The sequence below is a fragment of the Streptomyces asoensis genome, assembly GCF_013085465.1.
Lineage (GTDB): Bacteria > Actinomycetota > Actinomycetes > Streptomycetales > Streptomycetaceae > Streptomyces > Streptomyces cacaoi_A.
This window is the reverse complement of record NZ_CP049838.1, coordinates 1,619,310-1,645,928: the sequence shown is the minus strand read 5'-3', so window position 1 is coordinate 1,645,928 and position 26,619 is coordinate 1,619,310. Positions and strand designations below refer to the sequence as shown.

General features: G+C 68.5%; 18 protein-coding genes and 1 pseudogene. 12 read left to right on the top strand and 7 right to left on the bottom strand.

Annotated elements, in window-relative coordinates; genetic code table 11:
* Positions 1–204: 204 nt before the first annotated feature.
* Positions 205–1,416, bottom strand: a complete 1,212-nt coding sequence (locus G9272_RS07260) for a lactonase family protein (RefSeq protein WP_171395768.1) — start codon at positions 1,414–1,416, stop codon at positions 205–207.
* Between the two features lie 253 nt (positions 1,417–1,669).
* On the opposite strand from G9272_RS07260, the gene G9272_RS07255 reads away from it, so the two are divergent.
* A complete protein-coding gene (locus G9272_RS07255) occupies positions 1,670–3,022 on the top strand; it encodes an alpha/beta hydrolase-fold protein (protein ID WP_171395767.1) in 1,353 nt (450 codons plus the stop codon).
* Between the two features lie 50 nt (positions 3,023–3,072).
* On the opposite strand, the gene G9272_RS07250 is transcribed toward G9272_RS07255, so the two are convergent.
* The 3 genes from G9272_RS07250 to G9272_RS07240 form a co-directional block, all read right to left on the bottom strand.
* Positions 3,073–3,411, bottom strand: a complete 339-nt coding sequence (locus G9272_RS07250; RefSeq protein ID WP_171395766.1) for a nuclear transport factor 2 family protein — start codon at positions 3,409–3,411, stop codon at positions 3,073–3,075.
* A gap of 872 nt (positions 3,412–4,283) precedes the next feature.
* Entirely contained in the window at positions 4,284–5,504 is a 1,221-nt protein-coding gene (locus tag G9272_RS07245; RefSeq protein WP_171395765.1) for a metallophosphoesterase, read from the bottom strand.
* Positions 5,505–5,858: 354 nt separating this feature from the next.
* On the bottom strand, positions 5,859–7,325 hold the full coding sequence (locus G9272_RS07240; protein ID WP_171395764.1) for a non-reducing end alpha-L-arabinofuranosidase family hydrolase: 1,467 nt from the start codon (positions 7,323–7,325) through the stop codon (positions 5,859–5,861).
* Positions 7,326–8,112: 787 nt separating this feature from the next.
* Between G9272_RS07240 and G9272_RS07235 the strand changes: the two genes are divergently transcribed.
* The 6 genes and pseudogenes from G9272_RS07235 (at position 8,113) to G9272_RS07210 (ending at position 16,024) form a co-directional block, all read left to right on the top strand.
* Positions 8,113–9,543 carry an endo-1,4-beta-xylanase gene (locus G9272_RS07235; protein WP_171395763.1) on the top strand — a complete coding sequence of 477 codons (1,431 nt, stop codon included), beginning with the start codon at positions 8,113–8,115 and terminating at the stop codon, positions 9,541–9,543.
* Positions 9,544–9,643: 100 nt separating this feature from the next.
* Positions 9,644–10,942, top strand: a complete 1,299-nt coding sequence (locus G9272_RS07230) for an RICIN domain-containing protein (RefSeq protein ID WP_171395762.1) — start codon at positions 9,644–9,646, stop codon at positions 10,940–10,942.
* 677 nt (positions 10,943–11,619) lie between these two features.
* A pseudogene (locus tag G9272_RS46160) lies at positions 11,620–11,730 on the top strand (transposase); the annotation flags it as partial.
* A gap of 1,475 nt (positions 11,731–13,205) precedes the next feature.
* A complete protein-coding gene (locus tag G9272_RS07220; protein ID WP_171395760.1) occupies positions 13,206–14,891 on the top strand; it encodes a hypothetical protein in 1,686 nt (561 codons plus the stop codon).
* Positions 14,888–15,490 (top strand): hypothetical protein, encoded by a 603-nt coding sequence (locus tag G9272_RS07215; RefSeq protein ID WP_171395759.1) that lies wholly within the window; start codon positions 14,888–14,890, stop codon positions 15,488–15,490. Before G9272_RS07220 ends, G9272_RS07215 begins: the two co-directional genes overlap by 4 nt.
* Positions 15,491–15,601: 111 nt before the next feature.
* Positions 15,602–16,024 carry a hypothetical protein gene (locus tag G9272_RS07210; protein ID WP_171395758.1) on the top strand — a complete coding sequence of 141 codons (423 nt, stop codon included), beginning with the start codon at positions 15,602–15,604 and terminating at the stop codon, positions 16,022–16,024.
* Here G9272_RS07210 and G9272_RS07205 read toward each other — a convergent pair.
* Genes G9272_RS07205 through G9272_RS07195 form a run of 3 tightly spaced genes read right to left on the bottom strand, consistent with a single transcriptional unit; the run spans position 15,938 to position 19,283 of the window.
* Complete coding sequence (locus G9272_RS07205; RefSeq protein ID WP_171395757.1) at positions 15,938–16,456, bottom strand: HIT family protein; 519 nt, start codon at positions 16,454–16,456, stop codon at positions 15,938–15,940. The genes G9272_RS07210 and G9272_RS07205 overlap by 87 nt on opposite strands.
* Before the next feature lie 23 nt (positions 16,457–16,479).
* The gene (locus G9272_RS07200; RefSeq protein ID WP_171395756.1) at positions 16,480–18,192 is read right to left on the bottom strand and encodes a TIR domain-containing protein; all 1,713 of its coding nucleotides are present in this window, start codon (positions 18,190–18,192) and stop codon (positions 16,480–16,482) included.
* Positions 18,189–19,283: a toll/interleukin-1 receptor domain-containing protein gene (locus tag G9272_RS07195; protein WP_171395755.1), complete on the bottom strand. Its 1,095-nt coding sequence runs from the start codon at positions 19,281–19,283 to the stop codon at positions 18,189–18,191. Before G9272_RS07195 ends, G9272_RS07200 begins: the two co-directional genes overlap by 4 nt.
* Before the next feature lie 355 nt (positions 19,284–19,638).
* Here G9272_RS07195 and G9272_RS07190 point away from each other — a divergent pair, with 355 nt between their 5' ends.
* From G9272_RS07190 to G9272_RS07170, 5 genes are read left to right on the top strand one after another with little or no spacing between them, the layout of a single operon-like run.
* Positions 19,639–19,827, top strand: coding sequence for a hypothetical protein (locus G9272_RS07190; protein ID WP_171395754.1), 189 nt, complete (start codon positions 19,639–19,641; stop codon positions 19,825–19,827).
* Between the two features lie 43 nt (positions 19,828–19,870).
* Positions 19,871–21,028, top strand: a complete 1,158-nt coding sequence (locus G9272_RS07185; RefSeq protein ID WP_171395753.1) for an FxsB family cyclophane-forming radical SAM/SPASM peptide maturase — start codon at positions 19,871–19,873, stop codon at positions 21,026–21,028.
* Positions 21,025–21,795, top strand: coding sequence for a hypothetical protein (locus tag G9272_RS07180; protein ID WP_171395752.1), 771 nt, complete (start codon positions 21,025–21,027; stop codon positions 21,793–21,795). Before G9272_RS07185 ends, G9272_RS07180 begins: the two co-directional genes overlap by 4 nt.
* A gap of 25 nt (positions 21,796–21,820) precedes the next feature.
* Positions 21,821–25,738: an FxSxx-COOH system tetratricopeptide repeat protein gene (gene fxsT, locus G9272_RS07175; protein WP_171395751.1), complete on the top strand. Its 3,918-nt coding sequence runs from the start codon at positions 21,821–21,823 to the stop codon at positions 25,736–25,738.
* Between the two features lie 28 nt (positions 25,739–25,766).
* Positions 25,767–26,606, top strand: coding sequence for a hypothetical protein (locus G9272_RS07170; RefSeq protein WP_171395750.1), 840 nt, complete (start codon positions 25,767–25,769; stop codon positions 26,604–26,606).
* Positions 26,607–26,619 lie beyond the last annotated feature (13 nt).

The following is a 26,619-nucleotide window of genomic DNA, read 5'->3' as shown; positions in this document are numbered from 1 at the left end:
GACGTCTCAGGTGCACGGCTCGGCGTCCGTCCCGCCTGCGGTGGGGTCGCCTCATGCTGTTGGCGTTCAACAACCGAAACAAGCGGTGTCACTCGGACTCACAGCTTCCGCAGCGCACCCTCAAGTTGCACCCCATGGGATTGACAGCACCCTGCTCCGCTCGGCGAACGGCTCGCCGAACTGCTGCGCTCGCGGTGAACGGGCTCAGCGGCGGCTGAACGTGATGCAGTCGGGTTTCGGCACGGGTACGAACGCGCCGGTGTCCGTCAGTTGCCCTGATCCGGGGTCGACGCTGAAGAGGTTCACGGTGTTGCCGGCCTGGTTCGCGACGAACAGCCATCTCCCACCGGGGTGAAGGGAGAAGCTCCACGGTACGAGTCCCGCACAGGGGGTGCGCTGGACCTGGGTGAGCAGGCCGGTCCTACGATCCGTCGAGAAGACGACCAGGGTGTTCTCGCCGCGATTGGAGGTGTAGACGAAGCGGCCGTCACGGCTGATGGCCAGTTCGGCGGCGCTCGTGGCGCCGGTGTGTCCGGGTGCGTCGGTCGACAGGCTCTGAAGGTGGGTCAGTACGCCGTCGTCCGCGTTCCAGTCCAGGGCCTGGATGTCCGCGGTCAGCTCATTCAGAAGGTAGACGGTTCTGCCGTTCGGGTGGAAGGACACGCGCCGTGGCCCCGAACCCGGCGCCGTCGCGTAGGCGCGCGAGCCGTCGGGCGTACCGGCGGACAGCACGCGCGTGTCCCGGTCGAAGCGGTGGACGAAGACCCGGTCGGCGCCGAAGTCCGGGACCAGGGCGAACCTGCCGCTCGGGTCGGTGACCACGTGGTGGGCGTGCGGACCCTGCTGTCGTGGGTGGGGTCCGGAACCGGTGTCCTGCACCCGGGACGCCACGGCGCCGAGGCCGCCGTCCCTGCCGATCGGGACGGACACGACGGTGCCGGCCGGGAAGTCCGCGGCCAGAAGCGTTTTCGAGCGAACGTCCACTCCCATGTACGCCAGGCCGCCCACCGGAGTGCTCTCCGTCTCGATCTCACCGAACTGGTGAAGCGCACCGGAGGCGGTGTCGATGCGGAAGACGCGGATGATCCCGCCCGGTTCGCCGCCGGCGACGTACAGGACCGCCTCGGTCGGGTGGGCGACCACCCAGTTCGAGCTGACCTGCGCCACCGGCCCGACCGGTGTCATCGTGGCTCGGACGGGGTCGAACCGGAGCGCGTGCACCTGGCCGACGCCCCAGGTGCCGACATAGAGGAGGTCGGCCACCCCGTTCGGCGCGGCCTCGGCCGGCGGGGCGGCCGACAGCGGCACTCCCGCGGCGGCAGACGCCGCCAGAGCTCCCAGGAACGTTCTGCGGGACGGTGTCCCGGTCCTCGAACGGGGTCGGAGGGCAGACGGAACGTACGGGCTGTCACTCATCGAGCGGACCTCTCCTTCTCTCTGCGTGCACCGTCGGGGTGCGTCACACCTCGATGTCCGACGGATTGACGCCACGCCGACCCTCGCCGCAAGCCGCTTCAAGAGTTGTAGGAACTTTTGTCACGCATATTGCTCACAATATTGCTGCGCGGCTACGTTCTCGTACGCACCGTCGCCCACACAAGCCCCCTGATGCGTCGGCCAAGTGATGGCACTCGGCTCCCCGCCGTCCACTTCCGGGAGACCAATCTCCATGTCGCACACCACAACGCGCCGCGGAACACCGGTCATACGGGCCCTCGCCGCCCTGATGACCGTCCTTGTCCTCACCGCGGGCGGCAGCAGTGCCCCATCCGCCGGCACACACCGTTTCTCCCCGCAGGTCATGCACACCGGCGTCGGCCCCACCGGATACCGGGTGGCCTTCCACTTCAAGGATTCCGACGCCGAACGCGTGCAGATCAAGGGCGAGTGGTACTTCGCCGACCCCTACGAGCTGTCCGCGCTCACCACCGACGACGGCACCGCCCTCGAAACGCCCGGCACGCTGCCCGCCCACTGGCAGCCCGGCGACATTCCCGTCGCGTACCCCAACTCTCCCGCCGCCAACTGGCCCGTGGTCGACATGAAGAAGGGCCGCGACGGCGTGTGGACGTACAGCACACCGCTGCCGTCCGGGGTCTTCACGTACTCCTTCTACGTGGACTGCGCCGACGACACCCAGGCCACCTGCACCGCTGTCTCCGACCCGGCCAACCCGCCGTGGAACGAGAAGGGCGGCAAGATCTCCGGGACCACCGAGCGCACCAGCCAGGTGTACGTGCCCTCGGACCCGTCGTACGGGACGGTCGACTACGCCTGGCAGGGCCCGGGTCCGACCGGCGAGCACGGCACGCTCACCCACGTCACGTATCCCGCCCCGACCTCGGTCAGCCCGCCCGGCGAGAACCACCTCTCCGTCTACACGCCGCCGGGCTACGACTCCGGTCGGGCCAAGCCGTATCCCACGCTCTATCTCTTCAGCGGCGACGCCACCGAGATGGACTGGAGCACGCAGGGCGACGCGGGCCACATCCTCGACAACCTCATCGCCACCGGGCAGATCCCCCCGATGGTCGTCGTCATGCCCAACACGGCCGGCTTCCCCGACTCCACCGGCTACGCGTCCTTCGACCGGAACCTCACCGACACGATCGTCCCGTACGTGGAGTCCCGCTACCGCGTCTCCACCGCCGCCACCGACCGCGCCGCCGCCGGACTCGGCTACGGCGCGTCCCTGACCAACTCGCTGCTCTTCGGGCACACCGCCGAGTTCGGCTCGTACGGGGTCTTCAGCCCTGGCCGGCGCGGCAACTACACGCTGCCCGACGCGGCGTCCGTCACCGGCACCCAGGTGGCCGCGCTCAGACAGGCGCGCGTCTACGTCGGCGGCGGGTGGCAGGACCCGAGCCACGACTACCACGCCGGTGAGATCTCCCTCCTGACCGGCCTCGGTGTCCCGGTCGTACCCGGCTTCGTCAACGGCGGCCACAGCTGGTTCGCGTGGCGCCTCAACCTCGAAGGCTTCCTGACCAGCACCGCCTTCTTCCCTCCCACCGCAGGGTGAACCGGCCCCCGGCCCCCGTCACCCGCTTGGCACGGCAGGCCGACGTCTCGTCACACCTTGCCGCCGAAGAAGACCTGCACCTCCCGGATGAGTCCGTCCCGGACAGTGATCGCCTCGATGTTGCGGTGCCTGTCGCCCGTCGTGAGCTCGTACTCGTATTGGACGAAGACGAGTTCTTCGTCTGCGGGGGTGACGTGCAACAACTGCTGCTCCCTGAACCGGTCGGCGGTCGGGAAACACCGCTCGAAGAACGCCGCCTTGTCGATGTGATCGTCCTGCGGACTCGTGAACGTGAAATCACCGGCGTAGAGAGGGAAGGCCGCGTCGCGGTCCTGGGACCTGTAGTACTGAAACGCCGCTTCTACGATGACTGTCGGACTGTTGGTCATTCGGGTTCCTCGGTCGGGTGACTGGCCCTGTTCCGCCACCGTATAACCCCGTTTCGCGGTATTCCGGCGACGAGGCCGCACGGAACCTGTCTGCCGCCAGGCCATGACACCGGGCGGGAAATTCCCCCTCAAACCCCAGACCCTTCGACCTTGACCGCCGAGGTGACGAACCCGGGATCCGACGGGGTTGCGTGCCGCAGCTTCACGTACCAGGCCATGCTCGTGTCCGCAGGGAAGGGGACGCTGACGCGGTATGTCCCGTCGGCTGTCTGTGTCATGGCTGTCAGGGACCACTTGCACTCCCGAACAGCAGACGCCATCCCCAACTCCATGGGGGCAGCGGGAAATACCCCGACCGGGCGGCGAGCGGGATGCCGAGTGACCCGAGAGCCACCTTGCATCGACGTCGAGGTGCTCGCCCGCGCCTGGGCCGGCGAGCAGATCTCCGTACTCCAGTGGTGGCTGGAGACCGATCCGCGCCCACTGTCGCCCGAGGCGGTCACCGAGATGCTTCTCGACCTGTCGCTGAGGGGGCGGTACTGGGCGAACGGGTTCGAGGGGCGGACCACCGGTAGCCGGCGCGGAAGGTGGACCGGAGCGCCGGTAACAGGAGCTGGTGGGGCCGAGGCCGCTACGGCCTCCGCCGCCGCGCCATCGTCCGGACGCTCGCGACCTCGCCCGTCTGGGGCAGCGCTGCCACGTACTGGGCGGCAGTCACGGCAAAGGCGTTCGTTTCTCCCAGGATCAGGAGATCAGACGGTGTCCGAGAAGCCCTCTCCAGGGCAGGCGAGTTGGTAGTCCCTGCCAGTCCGTCGACGCCGCGTCCCTCGGCTCGTGGACCGCTCCTGGCGGATGTGCCGGCCCGTCCAGTGCTACATCGAGGTGGGCTGCTGCGGGGAGCGGAGCACGAGCAGGGTGATCTCGCTGGGGGCGAAGACGCGGAACGGCGGGCCCCAGAAGCCGGTGCCGCGGCTGGTGTAGAGGAGTGTGCGGGGGCCGTGGTGGCTGAGGCCGGCGACGGCGGGCTGGTCGATGCGGACCAGGTGGTGGAAGGGCCAGATCTGGCCGCCGTGGGTGTGGCCGGAGAGCTGGAGGTCGATGCCGTCGGCTGCCGCCCGGTCGATGAACTTGGGCTGGTGTGCCAAGAGCAGGACGGGTAGGTCGGGGTCGGCGCCGTTCAAGGCTCCGGCGAGGTGGGCGCGATGGCCGGCCAGGCCGGAGGACTCGGCGGTGACGTCATCCACGCCGGCGACCACGAGGGTGTCGCCTCCGCGTTCCAGCAGCAGATGGCGGTTGCGCAGCGGCTCCCAGCCCAGCTCGTCCATCAGGTCGACCCAGCCCTGGGCCTCGCTGTAGTACTCGTGGTTGCCCGTGACGTAGACGCGGGCCTGAGTCGCCCGCACGGTACCGAGTGGGGCGGCCTGGGCGCGACGGCGTTCGGCCGTGCCGTCCGCGATGTCGCCGGTGTGGCAGACCAGGTCGGCTTCCAGGGTGTTCACCGTCTCGCATACCTGTGCCGACCAGCGGGCGCGATCGAGCGGACCGTAGTGGGTGTCGGTGATGAGGACGACGCGGAGGCCGTCCAACCCGGCACCCAGTCGCGGGAGTTGCACGTCGAGGCTGCGCACGCGTGGCACACGGCGGGCTTCGGCGTATCCCCAGGCGAGCAGCACGGCGGCTGTGCCGAGGACCGCCCACGTGACGATTCGGGCCCGGTCCTGACCCTCGCCGACGCCGGCCACGGTCAGGGCGAGCCGCAAGAAGACGCCGAGCAGAACGGACCAGGTGAACAGGACCCAACTGATGCCCAGCAGGGTGTCACCGAAGATCGCCGCCCGGTCCTGTTGGCGCCGGCCGTGGCCGCGCACCATCGCGAGCGGCATACCGACGAGGCCGAGGGCGAACAGGGCGGTACCGGCGAGCGTGACGGGCAACGGCCAGTGCTGGCCGGTGTGCAGGAGCACCCAGCACGGCACGGCCCACAGCAGGATGGGGGCGATCAGGGGGATGTAGCGCATCAGGCGGTGCAGTCGGCTCTGCCGCGGCGCTTTCGCCTCACTGTCGGCGGGGCGGGTGTCGCTGGTGTCGGTCACGCTTCCCTCACAAACCAGGCTGCCGTCCCTCGCACTGTATCCGGTCGCCCTCGGGCCGGCCGGACCGGCGTTCATGGGCGCAGTGGGGTGGTCCGCGCGCTGGAGAGCCAGGTCGTCAACACCGCGCGGTACACGGGCCGGCCCGAGCGCGCCTTGTGCGAAGCCTCCGACCGCGGCCATCGCCGCGTGTACGAGCGCATCGCCGCCCACGACCCCTCGGGCTGGTGCGCGTTGCCCGACCCCGCGCTCCGTGGCCGTATGAGCGCCGGCGTTGTCGCGTGACCCGGGCGGGCTCGGCCTTCCGCCGAGCCCGCCACGCCGGCTCCCTACCGGAGCCGGACTCGTGTCACGCCGTCAGCGCTGAAGTGTCAGCAGACCCGGACGGTAGGGCAGGAGGCCGTAGTCGCCGCCGGAGTCGGGGCTGCGCCCCTGGTAGAGCAACTGTAGATTGCAGGGATCGACGGTCATGGTTTGATCGGCGCTGGTGCGGATCAGTTCGCCATGGCTGATGTCGTTGGTCCAGGTGGCGCCACTGTTGGCCTTGCCGGCGAAGGGGTTGCTCTCGGTCGCGGCCTGGGGTGTCCATGAGCCGTTCAGACTGGTGGCCGTGAACGAGCGGAAGTAGCGGCCCTGCGAGCCGATCGCCTCGACGATCATGAGGTAGCGGTTCTGGCCCTGGAGCTTGTAGACCTGCGGGGCTTCGAACAGGTTGTTCGTCGTATCGCTCATGATCGTCGTGTACGACGAGCCGAAGTTGCCCGGGAAGTTCCCTATCGGCATGCTGGCCCGGTAGATCTTGCCGTTGTCACCGGCGAAGAACAGGTACATGTTCGTGCCGTCAGCGATGAGCGTCTGGTCGATGGGTCCGGTTCCGGAGCCGGTGATGCTTCCGGTGAAGAGCGTCTGCTGGGATGACCAGCCATTGGGGTTGGTGGGGTCGCTCGACGTCCGGTAGGAGAAGGCGGTCCCGCCCCACTGGTAGGCGAGCACCCAGATGTTCTTCGGCGCGAAGTAGAAGAGCGTGGGCGCGACGGTGGAAGCCGACATCGTGTTCTGGCCGGCCGAGGCCATCTCCGACCAATTGGTGAACAGGCCGAAGTTCATCGAACCCCAACTCGTCCCCGTGTCGTGCGTCGTCGCATAGACGAGTTGCCTGCCGTTGTAGGGGACGACGGTGAAGTCCTTGAGCGAGACCCATCCAGACTTGGGCTGGGCCAGCGCGCCCGTTGATGTCCAGCGGTACGTCGACGGAAGATCGCACGTGCCAGGGGTGTCGGCGCCGACCTTGACGAGCTGCCACTGCTGGTTGGTGCCGCCCCAGTCGTCGTACTGGACGACGTTCGCGTTGTCGGCGGTCGAGGCGCCCTGAACTTCGAGGGCCTTGTTGCTGTGGCGCGAGATGAGCCTCACGTAGCCGTCCGAGCTGTCGGCCAGCCGCCACTGCTGGTTGGTGGCGTTCAGGTCGGTCCACTGGACGATCGCGCCGCCGTTCGCGGTGGACCAGTTGTGGACATCCAGCACCTTGCCCGAGTGGCGGGACTTGATGCGGTAGTAGCCGCCCCCGGAATCGACGAACTGCCACTGCTGCTGGGCCTGATCATTTCTGGACCACTGGGTGATGCGGGCGCCGTCATCGGTCGCCAGGTTGTAGACATCCAGGGCCTTGGCGCTGTTGCGGTTGACCAGCACATACGAGGCGTTGGGGTCTACGGTCGCGGCGTCGGCGGGCTGGGCACCGAGGAAGGTGGCCACGAGAAGCAAGGGCGCAAGGACGGCGAATAAGCGTCCTGGACGGACCGGGGACGGGTGGCGAAACCACATCAGAGGGCCTCCTAGGGGGCGGGGGTGAGGTGACCCCGATGAACCGCGGGGCGGACGTGCCGGGGGGCAGGGACGATCTCGAAACATTCGAAGAATTCCCGGATACTTCGACGCCACAAGCTAGGAATGTGGAGCCCTCTGGTCAAGGCCTGTCGCCGATCTGTCCACAAACAGCGCCTCCCCTTCGGGCTTGACAGGTTGTCACGTCGAGCTTGACAAGCTGTCGCGCCGACCGGAAACGCTCCGGCGTTTGCGATACGGCTCGCCAGTCCAGGGCGTCCGCGCGGAGGTGAGAAGTCGAACTGGCGGCGTCAACACCCTCGTCCCGGCCCCGGCCGTACGGCATCCGCCGACGCGGCGTCCGGGCTTCGCCGTTCGGCTCGCCGGGATTCCGGAAATTTTCGGGCGAGGAACGGAAACTTCTTCTGCGGGGAGTATTGACGATCCATCGTCAATACCTCAATCATCCCTGTCTGAGAACCCGGCCAAAGTTCGAGATATCGAACCACGTCGGCCCTGAGAAATCTGTGCTGCACGGCAGATCCACGCACAGCTGCCCGACAGATCCGCGCACCAAAGCACCTGCGCCACCCCGCCATAAGGCACCCGACCGCCGATCGGGTGCCGTCCGTGCCGGTTGAGATCGTCCCGGTCCCATGACCGCGGTCTCCGGTGATTCCGTGCTGCCCGGGTTCCGGCCCGCCCCGTCCGTCTGCCGAGTGGGAGCGGACGACGCATTCCCCCTGCGCTTCAGTCCTTCCGTGATTTCTACCTTGGAGGCACAGTCATGGGCTCGTATGCCCTTCCCGGACCCGGTGTCCGCCGGAAGATCCGCGGCCTGGTGTTGGCGCTGGTCGTCGGCGTCCTCGGTACCGTCGCCACACTGGTCGCGCCGCCGACCGCACACGCCGCCGAGAACACGCTCGGCGCCGCGGCGGCGCAGAGCGGCCGCTACTTCGGCACCGCCATCGCCTCGGGCAGGCTGGGCGACTCGGCGTACACGACGATCGCGGGCCGTGAGTTCAACTCGGTGACGGCCGAGAACGAGATGAAGATCGACGCCACCGAACCGCAGCGGGGCCAGTTCAACTTCACCGCTGGTGACCGCGTCTACAACTGGGCGGTACAGAACGGCAAGCAGGTGCGCGGCCACACCCTGGCCTGGCACTCCCAGCAGCCCGGCTGGATGCAGAGCCTCAGCGGAAGCACGCTGCGCCAGGCGATGATCGGCCACATCAACGGCGTGATGGCCCACTACAAGGGCAAGATCGCCCAGTGGGACGTCGTGAACGAGGCCTTCGCCGACGGCAGTTCGGGAGCCCGACGCGACTCCAACCTGCAACGCACGGGCAACGACTGGATCGAGGTCGCCTTCCGCACCGCGCGCGCCGCCGATCCGGCCGCCAAGCTCTGCTACAACGACTACAACGTCGAGGACTGGACCTGGGCCAAAACCCAGGCCGTGTACGCCATGGTCCGAGACTTCAAGCAGCGCGGCGTGCCGATCGACTGCGTCGGCTTCCAGTCGCACTTCAACAGCGGCAGTCCCTACAACAGCAACTTCCGCACCACCCTTCAGAACTTCGCCGCCCTCGGCGTCGACGTGGCCATCACCGAACTCGACATCCAGGGCGCCCCGGCCACGACCTACGCCAACGTGACCAACGACTGCCTGGCCGTCCCGCGCTGCCTCGGCATCACCGTCTGGGGTGTGCGCGACACCGACTCCTGGCGATCGGAGCAAACGCCGCTGCTGTTCAACGGCGACGGCAGCAAGAAGCCCGCCTACACCGCCGTCCTCGACGCACTCAACGGCACCACCTCCACGCCCCCTTCGGATTCCGGACCGATCAAGGGCGTGGGGTCGGGCCGCTGCCTGGACGTGCCCAGCAGCAGTACCACCGACGGCACCCAGCTCCAACTGTGGGACTGCAACAACGGCACCAACCAGCAGTGGACGTACACCGCCGCCGGTGAGCTCAGGGTCTACGGCAACAAGTGCCTGGACGCCGGCGGCACCGGCAACGGCACCAAAGTCCAGATCTACAGCTGCTGGGGCGCCGACAACCAGAAATGGCGCCTCAACTCCGACGGATCCATCGTCGGCGTCCAGTCCGGACTCTGCCTCGACGCCGTCGCGGGCGGCACCGTCAACGGCACCCTGATCCAGCTCTACTCCTGCTCGAACGGCAGCAACCAACGCTGGGCCCGCACCTGATGGGACCTGCCACAGACGAAAGGGCGAATCGATGACGACCCAAGGTGCGGCTTCCCCCGCCCCTCCACGAAAACATCGCTGGTGGTCCAGGGTCGCCGCCGTGGTGGCGGCTACCCTCGCGATCGGCATGCTCGCCGCGGTGAATCCGGCGCCCGCCGAGGCGGCGACGGTGGACACCAATGCCTGGTATGTCCTGGTCAATCGCAACAGCGGCAAGGCGCTGGACGTCTCTGGCGCGTCCACCGCCGACGGCGCGCGGGTCAGCCAGTGGACGCGCAACGACGGAGCCAACCAGCAGTGGCAGTTCGTGGACTCCGGCGACGGCTTCTACCGCCTCAAGGCCCGGCATTCGGCCAAGGTTCTCGACGTGGCCGGCGCCTCGACCGCAGACGGTGCCGCGATCCAGCAGTGGGCCGACCACAACGGGGCCAACCAGCAGTTCCGCCTGACCGACTCGGACGCGGGCCACGTCCGGCTGATCAACCGCACCAGCGGCAAGGCGGTGGAGGTGCAGGGTGCCTCCACCGCCGACGGCGGCAACGTCGTCCAGTACACCGACTGGGGCGGCGCCAACCAGCAATGGCAGATGACCAAACTGTCGGCAGGCGGCGGCGGATGCGGCAGCAGCCCGACTCTGGCGAGCGGTACGCACACGATGCAGAGCGGCGGTAAGAGCCGCAGCTTCATCCTCAGGGTTCCCGCCAACTACGACAACAGCCACCCCTACCGGCTGATCTTCGCGTTCCACTGGCGGGGCGGAACCGCCGCCGACGTCGCCTCGGGCGGCACGAGCGGGAACGCCTGGTCCTACTACGGCCAACAGGAACAGTCGAACAACGACGCGATCCTCGTCGCCCCCCAGGGTCTGGGCAACGGCTGGGCCGATTCGGGTGGTGAGGACATCACCTTCGTCGACGACATGATCCGGCGAATCGAGGGCGGCCTCTGTGTCAACCCGGCACAGCGTTTCGCCACGGGATTCAGCTGGGGTGGCGGTATGAGCTACGCACTCGCATGCAGCCGGGCGAACGTCTTCAGGGCCGTCGCGGTCATCTCCGGCGCTCAGATCAGCGGGTGCAGTGGCGGCACCCAGCCCATCGCCTACTTCGGAATCCACGGCGTCGGCGACTCCGTCCTCGACATCGCGCAAGGACGGTCCCTGCGCGACAGATTCGTCAGCAACAACGGCTGCACCCACCAGAGCCCGCGCGAGCCCGCGCCGGGCAGCCGAACGCACATCACCACCACCTACTCGGGCTGCCGTGCCGGATACCCGGTCCAATGGGCTGCGTTCGACGGAGACCACATACCCGGTCCGGTCGACGGCTCCCCCGGCGAAAGCGGCGTCGCCACCTGGACCAAAGCAGAGATCTGGAGGTTCTTCGCACAGTTCCGGTGACAGGCCCGCACCACGAAGTGGAGCCAGGATCATCCTGGCTCCACTCCGCGGATGTCTGAAAGCTCCCTCCGGACAACCGACTTGTAGCTCTAGAAGAACCCAAGTTTCTTCGGGCTGTATGAAACAAGAATGTTCTTCGTCTGCTGGTGGTACACGGCTCAGAGGTAGTTTGACCAGCGTAAACAGTTCCGGTCGCCACAAGCTGCATGCGGCTGGCCCGGGTATGGTCCGGATCTTCGTTCGAAGGGGACCGTCCACCGGGCTACCAAGGCTGGATCCGACGCTGGCGGAGGCCGGCGGCCGTTTCTTCGGCCCGGCCCTACAGCCGTGGCAGTGTCCTCGCAGGACCGTGACGACACCGCTGACATTCGTCCCGTGGGGTCTCGGTTGGCCGAGGAGTCGCGGCGGCGGGTTGATCAGTGCCTACCTGTGCCTCCCGACCCTCTGACGCCCCTGGGTCATGGTCGCCGAACCACGATGCGAAGGGGCGGCGCCGGCGCGTATGGCTGTGAGTGCGCTTCCACTGCTTTTCGTCATTTGTCGGCAGAGTTGCGCTTGGCGTGACCGGGGCTGGGGGCGGGTATCCGTCGGATTTGACGGGTGAGCAGTGGGCGTTCGTGGAGGCGTCGTTGTCACCCGCGCGGGTGGATCCCAAGGGCTGACCACGTGAGAAGCACCCGCGTCGGCGGATCGTGGATGCGATCTTCTACGTGGTCTGCACCGGTTGTGCCTGGCGGCAGTTGCCCGTGGCCCCGCCATGGCCGACGGTGTACTGCTACTACACGTAATGGCACGACGACGGCACCGTCGAGCGGATTCGCGACGGCCTGCGCGGTCAAGTCCGGGCCGCCGCCGACGGCCGCAGCGTGAAGCGGGCGCGGGGCTGATCGACTCGCAGTCCGTGCACACCGCGACACCGTCCCCGTCGGTACGAGGGGCTCCGTTGTGGTCAAGAGGATGAAGGGCCGCAAGCGGTTCATCGCCACCGACACCCTCGGCCTGCTCCTGGCCGTCCACGCAGCCGCCGCGAACATTCAGGACCGCGACGACGCGAAGCACCCGCTGCGCTGGAATCGGATGGACCGTCCGGGAGTTCAGAAGATCTGGGCCCGCCTGGCCTTCACCCGGCCGCCTCGTGGACTGGGCCCGGGCGACCCTCGGCCGCGAGCTGGAGATCGTGTGCAAAGGCCCGGGACCAGCGCTTCTCGTGGATCACCGCGCACCGGCGCCTCGCCCGCGACTACGAGCAGGACCCCGCCCACTCCGAGACCATGATCCGTTGGGCAATGAACAGCATCATGGTCCGCCGACTCGTCCCCGGCCATTCAGCCACACTGCAGGGCCCCAGGCCTTTGATCCCGGGTGGGGCCGGACGAGGATACGGTTCGGGCGTGACCGCTGATGCTGCCGCCCTGAGCGAGATCTGGAACGGTGCCTCGGTGTGCTCTCATGCTGCATCAGTGGCCCTGGAGGATCAAGACGGCAACGAGGTGACAGTGGGGCCACGTACCATCTGACTCTTCCTGCGGGCGCAGCAGTGCAGATGTGAGGGCGCACCCGACGCGGGGGAGCAAGGCATCAAGGGAGTAGCGGCTGACGGACGGGGACATCAAGGACGGACTGGGGTGGGCACGGCTGCGTCTGATGGACTTGGGCTTGAATCCTGCTGTTCGGTGCGTTCAACGCCGGGCGCGGGTGGCGCCCGGTGACATGCATCAGAACAGGTCGCGGAGGGGGTGGTGTGTGCCGAAGGCCCGGGCGCTGGCCTCCTCGATGAGTCTGCAGAAGACTTCAGCGTGATCTTTCAGGGTGCCTGGGTGATGGTTGTTGTCTCTGCTCGAGCCTGCAGCCCAGCGCCCGCTTTGCCTTCCTGTTGCTAGCTCTGGCTGCGTGGCCGCGCTCATCCGTATGAGGGTGAGTCCGTCGAAGTCGGTGTGGACACGTTGTCGGGTGCCGGCTGTTCGAATGGCGGTACACGAGAACGGCGGCGCCGTCTGCGACGACGCCGGTTACGGCGTCCCAGAGTTGGTCGCGTACGCGGGTGTCACGCCGTCAGGAACCGCTGTGCGGCGCTGCGGCGTCGTCATGCGTGGGCGGAGCGGGCCCCTTGACACGTCCCGCTCCACCTCCTCTTTGGAGCATGCTCCGGGAAGCGAACGACGTCTACCAGGACGGCGCGAAGACATTCCGCACGATGGCACCGGCGATGTCCCCTAGACTGGTGGAAGCTGCTCGATGCGGAGCCACTGGGGGAGTGGGCACGTTGGACGAGGCTGCACGCTCATCAGGCGATGAGGAATCCGACTCCGCGGCACCACCGCTGCCGGACCCCGAGACACACCTCTTCGACAGTCTGCTGCGCGGTGCCGCAGGCGAGGCCCGAGGCGCTTACAACAGTCACGACGCCTGGACCGTGCACCTGGGAGGCAGCATCGCGACCTCCCCCGCCGCGCGCCTCGTGACCGTGCACGAGGTGCAGCACGCGGCACTCAACGACTGCACCTCCTACGGAATCGCGCTGGCGGTGTACGCCGTCCTGGCGCTGGACGACGACCAGCAGCGCGCGGCACTCCAGCGACTGGTGACATGGTGCCGCGGTGTACACGAAGCCTTCGCCACCTATCAGAGTCTGTCCCTGGTGGCCGACGGCGACCCCGCGATGCTGGCGGGATATCCCGCGTACCAGCGGTACTACAAGGCCGCGGCCAACCTCGCCCAGCGCACCACGCACAAGCGTCTGCAGGAGCTGGCGGTGGAGACGACCGCACGTGTGTGCATGCAGACCCCCGCGCTGGAGCGTGTACTGGAGGCCGGTCTAAGTCCCGAATCCACGAGCGATATTCCGCGTTTCGAGCGCCCCGACGAGCGGTTTCGGCTCGTTCAGGCCCACGCGGACGGTGACTTCTGGACTCCGGCGTGGGACAGGTGCCGCAGCGAAGCAGGCGCCGGCTGGACGCGCCTGCTGGATGCCGAGGCCCCGGACGACCCAGCGGTCTGGCAGGCTGTCACCCACGCCTTGCACGACCAGATGGCAGGTCTGCTCGGCAGGTATGGCGCGACCGTGCTGGCCTACGACGAACACCGCGAGTTCACTGCGCACGCCATCGACACATTGCAGGCTCGGGCTCCTCATCACACCGGCAGACTGCTCGCGTCACAGGATTCGGCCGAGGTCGACGTCGAAGCCTACGAAGTGTGGCGCCGCGAACGTCTTGTGGTGCGCGAGGCACCACGGCGGGCCGTCATACGGACACTGCGGGAACTGGCCGTCGCAGGCCGGGCTGCTCTGGTCTCCGGGGATGGCGAGCGCGCGCATGTGTTCGGCACCGCGCGTCCGGCCTTCCGGCTCGTTCAGCAGTTCGCCTTCTCCGCCGAGGACCGCGGCACCCTCGAGGAGAAGGGTGCCGAGACCGTGGTGTTCCTGCGCACGATCGACGACGACGGAGAGGTCGAGTGCACACTGCTCGCCGACCCGGGCGAACTGGACATGGTGTGCTCGGCGATGCCCAGGCGCAAGGCCGTGCTGATCAACGTGGCGCTGTCCTCGCTCGGAGACATCCCCTGGCGTGACCGATGGTCCGGCGTGCTGACGCGCACGCGTGTCACCGGCCTTGTCGACCTCGCGCCGTTGGCTCAGTTCGATCTGTGGCGTGACACGGGTGAGTCGCTGACCTACGCACAGGCCACCGTCCGCGACGGCACCGACGAACCCGCCGCACTCTTCGCCTGCGTTGTCGGCGACACCAACCTGCGGCTGCTACTGCCCTGTTCGGACACCATGGGCGACGTACTGGCCAGCTACCTGGCCACGCACTACCCCGCTGCCCGCTTCGATCCCGCCGTGTTGACGGACGCGAGCACCATCGTGGAGGCGACGGTCAGTCACCTCCTCGTAGAGGAGCACCACTTTGATGTTTCGGCGTACCACTGGAAGGACGGCCGCGCATGAGCCAGGAGATCGCCCCCTTTCTGCTCATGCGGAAGGGCGGCGAGGGAGCCGTCGTCACTCAGGAGGATCTTCGCTCCATCTGGTTCGACCTGCTTCCTGACGACTACTCCTCAGAGATCGGCTGTGCGGCCTTCCTTGAGGGAGTGGCACATGCCGTCGCACACGACGCCCCCGACACGGAGCTCGAAATCCGTCCTGGTGGCTGGGAGGTGGACCTGAGCCAGGGCGCCGCACGGACGGCCGTTGCCATGGCCTTCGTCGCCGGGCTCCTGGTCCTCCTGGGCGCACCGCAGGTCGCCCCCGCCGTCGTCACCACGGTCGTACCCCTGCTCTTCGACGTGCGCCGCGTTCGCCTTAGCGAGAGCCAGGGCTGTGTACTGGCCGAACTCGTCCGCCACCCTGATGTCGTGGAGGGCCGACTCACCCCGGAGCAGATGCACACCCTGCTGCCTGCGGCCGTCCGCGCCGACTTCTCCCTCCTGGATCTGAAGGACTTCCTCGGGGTCTGCCGGCGCGCCGGCGTCGCCGACTTCTCCGAGGACGGCACCGCTGCCGTCCGCCCCGAGGCCAAGGCGCGCTTCCGGGTCACCATCCTGTGAGACCTCCGGCTTTTCGGCCGCACGCCGGACAACCCGAACGACCGGTCGTGCTGGGGGGCCTCCTGCACTGACTAAGCTGCACAGCACACGAGTTGACTCTGTGGGGGGCCGATGTCAGCAGACGATCAGGCACGACTGGACGACGGCCGGATCCGGCATCTGGAGCTGATCCAGACGATCGTGGCCCGGATGGGGAACAACTCGTTCCTGATCAAGGGCTGGTCGCTGACGGTCACCGGTGCGCTGCTCGCCTACGCCGTCGGGAACGACAAGGATTCCGTCGCCCTGGTGAGCTTCCTGCCCGTGGTGGCCTTCTGGCTCCTGGACGGCTACTTCCTCTACCAGGAAAGGCTGTTCCGGCGGCTGTACGACCGGGTGCGGCGCCAGGACGCCTCCGTCGAGCCGTTCGCGATGGACGTGACACCGGGCCGAGAGGAGGCGGGCATACTACGAGCGGCTGTCTCTCCCACTGTGTCGGGCTTCTACGGCGGCCTGGTTCTCGCCCTGGCGTTCGCCCTGCTGTTCGTGCGGTGACGCGGTCTCCGCACGCAGCCTGCGCGCGGAGTCGTCGAGCAGCTCGGGTTCCGGCTCGATGTGCTCGGGCCACAGCCGGGGCATCCGGTCGCCCTCGTAGCGCGGCACGACATGGACGTGCAGATGGGGTACGGACTGCGTGGCGGCCGCCCCGGACGACTGGATGACGTTGAGGCCCTCGGGGCGGTGGACGGCCCGCACAGCGTGGGCGGCCCTGAGCACCGCCGCGCCGACCGCCGCCGCCGTGGCCGTGTCGAGGTCCCAGATGTCCGTCACATGGCGCCGGGGCACGACGAGCACATGCCCCGGGTGCACCGGATTCCGGGGCAGGAACGTCAGCGTGTCCGCGGTCTCGGTGACGACACGGGCCGGTTCGGACCCGGCGGCGATCCCGCAGAAGAGGCAGTCGGCGTCGTGATGATCGGGAGTCATGTGCCGACGATAGGGCGCAGGCGTCAGCGACTGCCCTCGTTGACGTCGCGGAACGCCAGAGGGACCCGCATCACCTTGGGCCGGTCGAGCGGGGGCAGCGGTGTGGCCGCTGCTTTGACCATGGCCCTGACGAGCGAACGCACGTAGTCCGTGAGCGGCTGGCCCTTGTCCCTCACCAGGTCGTAGACGTGCCCGTCGTACGCCTTCTCACCGTCCCAGCGCACCCGGTGCTGGTACAGGCCGAAGTCGTCCGGCGTCCGCCACCCCTCCATCGGCCTGACCCAGAACACCGGCAGGATGGCGATGGGCTCCTGGGCCTGTGCGGAGTCGACGTTCGCCATGCGCTGCACCATGACGGCCCACTCGCGCCGGCACCACTCGCGGGTGAAGTAGTCCTCGGTGACCAGCGGGACCAGAATGCGCGTGGTACGAATCGCCTCGACCAGCAGGGACTCCCACTTCGTGCCGGGCTCCATGTTCCAGTCGAGGAATCCGGTCTTCCCGAGCCTGGCCGGCAGCTTGACCGCCACCTCCTTCTCCAGCAACTTGTGGAAGTACTGCACCTCGTCTCCGTCGGCGTCCCGGTTGTGCCAGCTGGTGAAGAAGAAGGGGTACTCCTTCTCGGCGACCGGATCCGGCACGGACCCCGACGCAGGCACGGAGCGGGCTCGTGCCGGGTGACGAGCGAGTGCCGTCGGGGGAGCAGGGGTGCCGCGCAGGTCCTCCATCAGCTCGTCCACGATCCGCCGTACGGTGGTGGCCATCTGCCGACCGGAGCCGGAACTCTCCGTCTCCTCCTCCACGGCGTCCGCCATGACCCGCAGGGCTGCCGGGTCCTCCTGCTCGAACACGGCGTCCAGCAGCACATCGACCCGCTCCGCCATGGTCATGTCCGAGGTCAGCACATCGCGTGGGACGATTCCCGTCGTCCGCCGGCGCAGGGCCTCCGTGAAGCGCCCGTAGCTGCCGGAGTCCCGGCACACCGCCGAACGCAGCAGACAGGAGCGCAGGCTCGTGCGCACCTCGTCCGGCACGCCGGCTCGGCGCAGCGGGGGTGCCAGCCAGGCGATCTCCACCACGGTGGCGATCTCTTCCGTGGTGACCCGGCCCGCGAGGACGGCCTCACCGGCCCGCACGATCTGCTTCGGGTGGCCGCCGAAGGTGTCCGCCAGGCAGGCGGCCTGCAACTGGTCGAGGCTCATGTTCTCTTTGAGGAGCCGGACCGACTCCGCACGGCCCAGCGGACCCACGCTCACCCGTTGCCGCTCGTCCCACGTGCCGGTGAAGCGTGAGGTGACCAGGATGCGGGCGTTGCCCTCCGGGAAGTGGCGCCGTATGGCGTCGGGCTCCGCCACGTTGTCGTAGATGAAGAGCCAGTCGGCGGCCGTGGGACCGACCAGCGGCTCACCGAGGCTCTTCTCGAACGCCTCGCTCAGCCGCTTCGTCTCCTTCGCGAGAAGGTCCGCCAGTCTCGCCGGCTCCGTCTCCTGGCCGCAGTCGAAGAGCCAGATCAGCTGGTAGTGCAGGGTGTAGAGGTGACCGTAGGAGATGGCCAGGTGGGATGTGCCGTAGCCGTGGGGGCGGCCCTCCGGGTCGTGCACCAGCACGGTGACATGGTCGGTGAGCCGCTGGTGGGTGTCCGCGATCTCCTCATCCCTGCCGACGAACGGCGCAGGAAGCGGGGGGAGGTTGGATATCGGCGGAAGCTGCCGGGGCTGGCGTCTTGGCACGCTCACCGGCCGCTCCCACGATCCTGTGATTGCCGGCGCGTTCTGGGCAGTACCTCACCGATCCGCTGCTCGGCCTCCGCCAGATCCGTTCCGGCCAGGACGACGACCTGTGCGTCCCGCACCAGCAGCGGCCGGGGAGCGGCGTCGATCTGGACCAGCACGGAAGGCGACGGCCAGCCGGAGATGGGGAGGAAGGCCTCCTCCCATTCGGTGGGGGCGGTGTCACCGGCGGCGAAGTAGTTGTGCGAGAAGATGACGAGCAGGCTCTCGGCTGAATTGCGTGCCCTGGCCACCGCGTCGGGCAGCCGCTCCCGGCCGGCCCGCCAGCGCCACAGCTCGACCTCGTGCCCCCGCTGCTCCAGCACCTCCATCATCCAGTCGGCCCATGGCTGGTCGGCGCCCACATAACTGATCGCGACCGACCCCGGCCCGTGGCCGCGGGCAGCGGGGTCCCGGGCATCGAGCCAGCGACGCGCCCACCGCTCGCCGGCCGCCCCTTCCGGCAGCTGTCCGGGCGGAGTCGCGCTCTCCCTGCCGAACGCCGGAGGAAGCGTCCGCGCGTCGGTCACGCCCAGTGGTTCCAGTTCCGTGCCCCCGGACTCGGCAATAGTTTTGGCCAATTGTTCGACCAGGGCGTAGTACCGTACTTCCGCCTCTGCCTGCGTCGACGCGGCCAGCGACTCCAGGCCGTCATGCCGCAGCCAGTCGAACGGACCGGGCTGTTCCACCGATTGACGTACCGATTCCGGTACGTCGCCGTCGTGGACGGGTTTCCAGCACAGGGGGATCAGGCAGCCACGGGCCACCATGCCCCGGGTGTCCTCGTGATGGCGCATCCGGGCCCCGAAAATCGCCCATTCGAGGCCGGCTCCACGGTCCTTGAAGTACCGGGGCGAGTACAGTGCGATCATCACTCCGGCCCTGGTCACGTCGGACTCTCGGGCCGATTCGGGTTCCATCAGCGCCCCGATGACGCCGCTCACGCCGAACCCCTCCTGGATCCGCAGGTGGTACTCCAGGTCGGTGTGAAAACGCGTCAGCGCACGCCAGCCGTCAGCCCGTACACAACTCGTATAGAAGAAAGCGGCTGGATCCACGAGCCCCTCACAAGGTACGCCGGCAGTCCGGTAGGACGGACATTCGCGCAGACTCGGTCAGAACTGTTGCCCGATCGGTCAGCAACGGCTCCTCGGAGGCCGGTTCACCTACCCCCAGTAGTCGTGAGGATAGGCTTACTTGGATGCCACCGATACACTCCGAAGTGTCCGAACGGGAGCGTTCGGCAAGCGCGTCGAGGTATTCGCCGAGCGGGGGCGAGCGGTCCGAGGACGCACGAGTCCTGGACTGTAGCAGCAACCACACGACTCCCCTGGCGCCTCGTCCGTTTGTTCGCACCCTCCTGTTCGGACTTCGCTGAATCGCGCGGGTCCGGGACAGTCGGGGGGAGCCTGCATGATGGGACGTGAGACCTTACTGCGCGCGGCGGACGGACCGGGGCCGTCCGCGGAGAGAACCGTGCAGGCACTTCCGGACGCTCTGGATCTGCTCGGGCTGCCCCGCACCGCACTCGTGGAAGCCCTGCTGCGCCACGCGGGCCAGGATGGCGGACCCGAGCGGCCGAGGTGGCTCAGTGCGGTGTGAGACCGCGCCCCCCGCCACCGCGCCGTCCGAAGAACCGGCCGCGATGTTCACCCAGTTCGTCGTCAAGCTCTACAGCCGCTGCAACTTCGGCTGCCCCGACTGCTACGTCTACGAGCACCGCGACCGCGGCTGGAGAGCCGAGCCGCTGGTCATGAGCCCCGCCACGATGCGGCGGCTGTGCGTCAGGATCGCCGAGCACCTGCGCCGCCACCGCCCGGAACGGGCTCAGGTGGCCTTGCACGGCGGCGAACCCTTACTGGCCGGACCCTCGGCCGTGGAACGCTTCGCCCGCGGCCTGCGCGACGAGACCGAGGGACTGCCGACCGAGGTCGACCTCCTCGTACAGACCAACGCCTCGCTCCTCGACCGCGCCTTCCTGGACGTCTTCCGCCGTTACGGCATCACCGTAGGGGTCAGCGTCGACGGCACCCCGGAATCTCACGACCGGCGCCGCCCCGACCGAGGCGGCCGGGGCACCTATGCCGAGGTGTCCCGTGCGCTGTCGCTGCTGCGCACACCACGTCACCGACCCCTGTACCGCGGGCTGTTGTGCGTCATCGACATCGAGGCCGATCCGGTGGCCACGTACGAGGCGCTCCTGGAGCACGAACCACCCGCCGTCGACCTGCTGCTGCCGCTGGCGACCTGGCAGTTCCCTCCGCACCGTCCGCCGGGCGCCAAAGACGCGCCGTACGGCCGTTGGTTGGCCGCCATGTTCGACCGCTGGTTCGACGCCGCCCGCCGGGAGACCTCGGTCCGGCTCTTCGACTCCCTGCTCGACGTCCAGCTGGGCGGCACCAGCAGCAGTGAGATGTGGGGGCAGTACGGGGCGGACGTGGTGGTGATCCAGCCGTCCGGGCTGATCGAGTACAACGACGTCCTCAAGACGGTGAGTTCACTGGCAGGCCGCTCCCCGCTGCACATCGCCGCCCACGACTTCGACCGCGCGGCCGCTGACCCCGGGTTCGCCGCGGAGCGCGCCGGTCTCGCCGGGCTCTGCGGACAGTGCCGGTCCTGCCCGGTCGTCGACATCTGCGGGGGTGGGCTGCGCGCCCATCGCCACCGCCCGGACAACGGCTTCGACAATCCCTCGTGCTACTGCCCGGACCTGCGCTTTCTGATCGACCACGCGCGGAAACGGCTGACGAACGGCGTCATCTCCCTGCGCGCGCGTCTTGACCGAAAGGGGATGAGCGCATGACCGGCAGCCCCGGCGCCCCCTACTACTACGTCAGCCACGCTCTGCCCGCGCCGACGGATCCATGGCTGCGGATGTTCAACACCGACCTCCAGGCCGAGATACACCGGCGCCTGGGCCCCGACCCGAGCCACACCGGCCTGCTCCCCGAACCCTCCCGCGACCCCACGCCGGGGGAGTGCGACGTCACGCCCGCCATGCGCTGCCGTACTCTGCTCGTGTTGCTCACCGAGCGCTACTACAAGGAACCACGCACACTGCGCGACCTCGCGGTGTTCCGCCGACGGCTGCTGTGGGAACAGCACCAGACCGGACAGCGCTCGACGGCTCTGATTCCGATCCTGTGGACCACCAAGGGACTGCCTCCGCGCCGGGATCCGGACACCGTGGCCGTGCCGGTCGGCGACTACACCACATCCGGCCTGGCCGATCTGGTGGGGGCCCCGCACGCACGCGGCGGATACCTCAGAGTGCTGCGCGCGGTCGTCGAACGGATCGTCACCGGAGCCCGTCTCTCGCCTCCCGTCATGAACCCCCAGGACCTCTGCTTCACCCTGTCCCCACAGGTATCGGGAATGCCGCGAATTTCGCTCTCGGACAGTTGCTTCCCCAATATGACTTACGCGCCGGTACGGGTACCGTGGCAGCCAACGCACGCCGCACGACCGTCCCTTCACCCGGTACCCCGGCGGGACGCAGCCCCCCACAGATCGTGGTTCTCCCTCGTGGAGAACGACGACCGGCCGATCCTGCGGGGGCCTCACAGCTGACGCACCGAGGTTGGAGCGACAACCGATGAGCAGTGCCGCGCAGTCTGGGTCCGAACAGGGCCGCAACCGGGCGACTGTCGTGACCTTCTACTCGCACAAGGGCGGAGTCGGGCGGACCATGGCCCTGGCCAACGTCGCCTGGCTCCTGGCCGATGCGGGCTATCGGGTCCTCATCGTCGACTGGGACCTGGAATCGCCCGGGCTGAACCGCTTCGTTCGGCCGTTCCTGCCCGACCGCGAACTGCGCGAGTCCACCGGCGTGGTGGAGATGATCCTGGACTACGGCCACGCCGTGGACGCCCTGGAGGCCCGGGAGCTGTCCGGGGAGGTGTTCAACGCCCGGCTGGCAGAGCTGCTGGAGCGGCACACCCAGGTCGGCAACCACACCGATCGGCTCAAGTACCGGTTCACGCGGCCCGAGGGCCGTATGGACTTCCTCGGGCCGGGTCTTCAGGACAGCCTCTACAGCGAACGGGTCGCGACCTTCGAGTGGAACCGCTTCTACCGGGAGCAGGCGGGCAGGCGCTTCGCGGAAGCACTGCGGGAGAGCCTGCGCACCAGCGACTACGACTACGTCCTCATCGACAGCCGTACCGGCCACTCCGACAACGCGAGCCTGTGCACGCTGATTCTGCCCGACGTGGTCGTCGTCGGATTCAACCTCAGCAACCAGTCCATCGACGGCTCGGCCTCCGTCGCCCGCCAAGTGCGGGAGCGGTCCGCCGGGGACGTCAGGGTCCTGCCGGTCCCCATGCGCGTGGACGACTCCAAACCGGAACAGGCCGAGCGGCGCAGGGCACGCGCAAGGAGTCAGTTCGAGGGCGCGTTCGGGCCGATTCTGCACAGCGGTGACCTGCAGTACTGGCGCGAGGTCGAAATCAAGCACCTGCCGAGCCTCGCTTACGAGGAGGTACTCATCCCGTTCGCGCTGCCGAACTTCGAGCCCTCGGTGCAGAAGCAGGCGTACGAACGTCTCGCCCAGGAGATCAGCGGCGACCCCACGCTGCGCTTCGCGCCCCTCCCGGACAGCGTCCGCTCCCAGTACATACGGGCGTTCACCGAGGTGCCCGCACCTCCCCGCCTGGTGCGCCTGGTGTTCGAGCCGGAAGACCGTGCCTACGCGGACTGGATCCGTGCGGAGCTCAACGCGAACGCGGTGCCCTGCGACTTCGACCCGGGCCCCGGGGACAGGGCCGGCCGCACGGACGCGCCGGGCACCTTCCTCGTCCTGATGTCCTCTGCCATGGTCTCCTCCCCGCAGCTCACCGCACTGGCAGCGCACTTGCCCAAGCAGGACGCCCTGGCCAACGGGGCGTGGGTGGACGTCGCCTGGCTCGAGGACGTCGAGGTCCAGAAGGCGTTCCGCAACCGGCCGGGCCCCAAGCTGTACACGCTTGACGAGGCGTCCGCGCGTAGCGCCCTGCTGAACCACTACATCTCCGCCGAGCGGCGTCCCGCGGCCTGGGCGGACCGACTCGGGCGCGGACCGCGCTTTCCCCGTAGGCATCCTCGGGTATGGCACGTTCCGCATCAGCGCCAAGGCGAGTTCCTGGGAAGGGAGGAGTATCTGCGCACCCTGCGGAACGCCCTGCAGTCCGGCGAGGCGGCCCAGCCGGTCGTGCTGCATGGGCAGGCCGGGGTGGGCAAGCGGACCCTCGCCACGGAGTACGTCTACCGCTTCGGCGCGGACTACGACGTCGTGTGGTGGATGCCGGCCGACAGCGCCGATCGGGTCGAGCGGGAACTGGTGCGGCTGAGCGTGCGCCTCGGTGCCGCCCAGCCGTCCTCACCGCGGGCCGTCGAGGCGCTGCGCGAGCAGCTCGAGGGCCGCCGCGCCGGCGCCGAACGCCTTCTCCTGGTCTACGACGACGCCCGTCACCCGGAGATGATCGCCAGCCTGCTGATCAACAACCCCCACGTGCACCTGTTGATCACATCCGAGCATCCGGACTGGGGAGCCCTGGGCCGCCGTATCGACGTCGAACCGCCCACAGCGCCCGAAGCCGTACGGTACCTGCGACGCAAAGCCCCCGACCTGAGCCCCGAACTCGCGGAGAAACTGGTGCAGTTGGGCGAGCCTCTGCCGCAGCTGCTGGACCAGATGGCCGCCTATCTCAGGAGCACCGCCCGCCCCGTGCAGGAAGTGGTGGCCGAGCTCGCCCAGTCGATCGAGAGCCGACAGGCCGTGGGCCAGCACAACGCCTCGGCGGTGTGGCAGTCCGTCGTCGAGGACCTGGGCAAGGAACGTCCGGCCACGCTGGACCTGTTGAAGATGCTGACCGTCCTGTCCCCCGAGGGGGCGGGCTGGGAGCTGCTGGAATCACCGGCCGCCCTGCACTTTCTGGGGCTGCCCGAGGGTACCGACGGCCGTCGCCAGCTGGGCTTCGCGGCGCGCGGCCTCGTCAGCCGGTCCCAGGGGCGCGTGTGCGAGAACGGCAAGCGGCTGAGGGCGGCCCGAATGAACCTCGCCTCGCAGCGTCAGGCCCTCACGGACCAGGAGGCGGCGGAGCTCGCCTCGCGCGTCCGACAGGTCCTGGCCGCCTACTCGCCACCGGACGACCGCGTCGATGACCAGCAGATGAACCCGCGCTACGCGGAACTGGACGCCCACGTCGACCCCAGTGGAGCGGCTGAGGACGACAGCCTGGAGGTGCGCCGCTGGCTGGTCAACCAGGTGCGCTACCGGCGCCGAAGCCAGCGCCTCGAGGCCGCGTTCACGCTGGCCCGCCGCCTGGACGAGGTGTGGACCGCCCGGTCCTATCCCGACGACGACGCCCAGCAGCTGCTCCTGATGCGGCTGCGAGCGGAACTGGCCAACATCCACATGGACGCCGGACGCTACGCCGATGCCAACCGCGTCAACGGCAAGGCGCTGGAGGAACTGCGCCGGCTCCAGGGTCTGGACGGTCACTTCACCCTGCGCAGCGCCCTGCCCCGCGGAGCCCAGCTGCGTGCCCTGGGCCGGCCCCAGGACGCGCTCGCCGAGGAACAGTCGACCTGGGAGGTCCTGCGGTCCCGTTACGGCCTGGACAACCACTTCACCCTGATGGCGTCGCACAACCTCGCCCTGTCCCTCTCCATGGTTGGCCTGCCCCAGGACTCCATGGAGCAGCACGAGGACGTCCACGCACGCCGGACAAGGGTCAGCGGCGAGCAGCATCCACTGACTCTGCTCTCGTCCCTCTACGTGGGCAGCAGGCTGCTCGAAGTCGGCCGCTACGAGGCATCGCTGACCCGTCTGCAGGAAATCAACCGGATCGCCAGGAGCCATGAGGACTTCGGCCCGTCCGACCTGATCACCCTGCGCACCGCCTTCGCGCTGGGCTCGACACTGCGGCATATCGCCGCGCTCCTGCCGGGCCTGTCCGACGACGAACGACTCGACAAGGCGGACTCCGCCCGGATGTGCGACGTACAGGCCGTGGACGGGTTGGAGGCGTACGGCGGTCCCGATCACCCCGAGACACTGGCCGCGCGCGTCGCACTCGCCGCCGATCTGCGGCTCGTGGGCCGGATGCCGGAAGCGATCGACAGGGCGGAGCGGAACCTCGCGGCGTACCGGACATGGGGGGAGGAGCACCTCTTCACCCATGTCTGCCAGGTGAACCTGGCCCTGTGCCTGCGCGACGCCGAGGACGAGACCGCCGCCGAGTACAGCGAGCGTGGCCTGACCGGCCTGCGCCGGATCCTGCACGTCGACCCGCGCCACCCGCTCGTCCTGAAGGCCGCCGTGTGCCACGCCGACATGCTGGTCTTCGCCGGCAACTCGCTGGCGGCACGGGAACTGTACGAACGCACCCACCGGGACCTGCGGGAGAGGCTCGGCACCGAGCACCCCCTGACCCTGGCCGTGGCCGCACAGCTGGGGCTGGGGGAGGAGGCGGGAGGCCGAGCTCGCACCGACGGCAGGGTCGGCGTCGAACTGGACATCCCCACCATCTGAGGAAACCGCACAGAGCAAGGAGTATCCGATGGAGTACCCGTGGACGACGTCCATCGGTGTCCCGCACGCGGTGGCAGTGGTTTCCGCCGCACCTGGCAGTGGGGCGACGCTGCTGACGGCTGCGGCCGGTCTGCTCATCGACTACGCGGTGGGCCGCGTAGGACAGTCCGTGATCCTGATGGACACGGACACGGACCCGCAGACCGAGAGCGGTGGGCTGACCGAGCTGACCCGTTTCTGGAAGACGGTGTCCGACGCCGAGGTGGACGGTCTCCTCGGATTCGCCGGGGACCGCATCGGACTGGCCGAGCGCTCTGTGCTCCCCTACATGCGGCACGTCTACACGGGTTCGCGGCGTCAGGACATGGCACTGTTCGCCCTCGGCCCCGAGGACGAGCTCCACGGACTCCCGTCGGACGAGACGCTCCTGCCAGTCGTCGGCGCCGCGCTCACCAGACTGGCGGAGCTCCAGGGCTGCCTGATCGTCGACTGCGGCGCCGGCCGTACCTCGCTCACCCTGGAAGTGTGCCGTCGGCTCGAGCACATCATCGTGATCGGCGGGCCCGGCCCACAGGGCGGCGATGACACCGCCGGGCTCCTGTCCTGGCTGACGGAACACGGCCTGGGCGGCAAGGTGCTCGGCTGGGCGTGTAACGATCCGAGCGGCACACACCCGGGCCCGGCCTGCTCCGCCGAGGCCGGCCCCGCGCTGATGCGGCTGCCGTACGACCGCAGCGCCGCCGACGCGGTCGCCCAGGGGCGGCTGCCGGAGCGCACGACAAGCCCACTTCTTCAGGCTCTGTGCGAGCAGTTGCTGGCACTGTGGCCGGATGTTCTGAACGACGGGTCATGGGGGAGAGATGAGTGACACCAGGGGACGA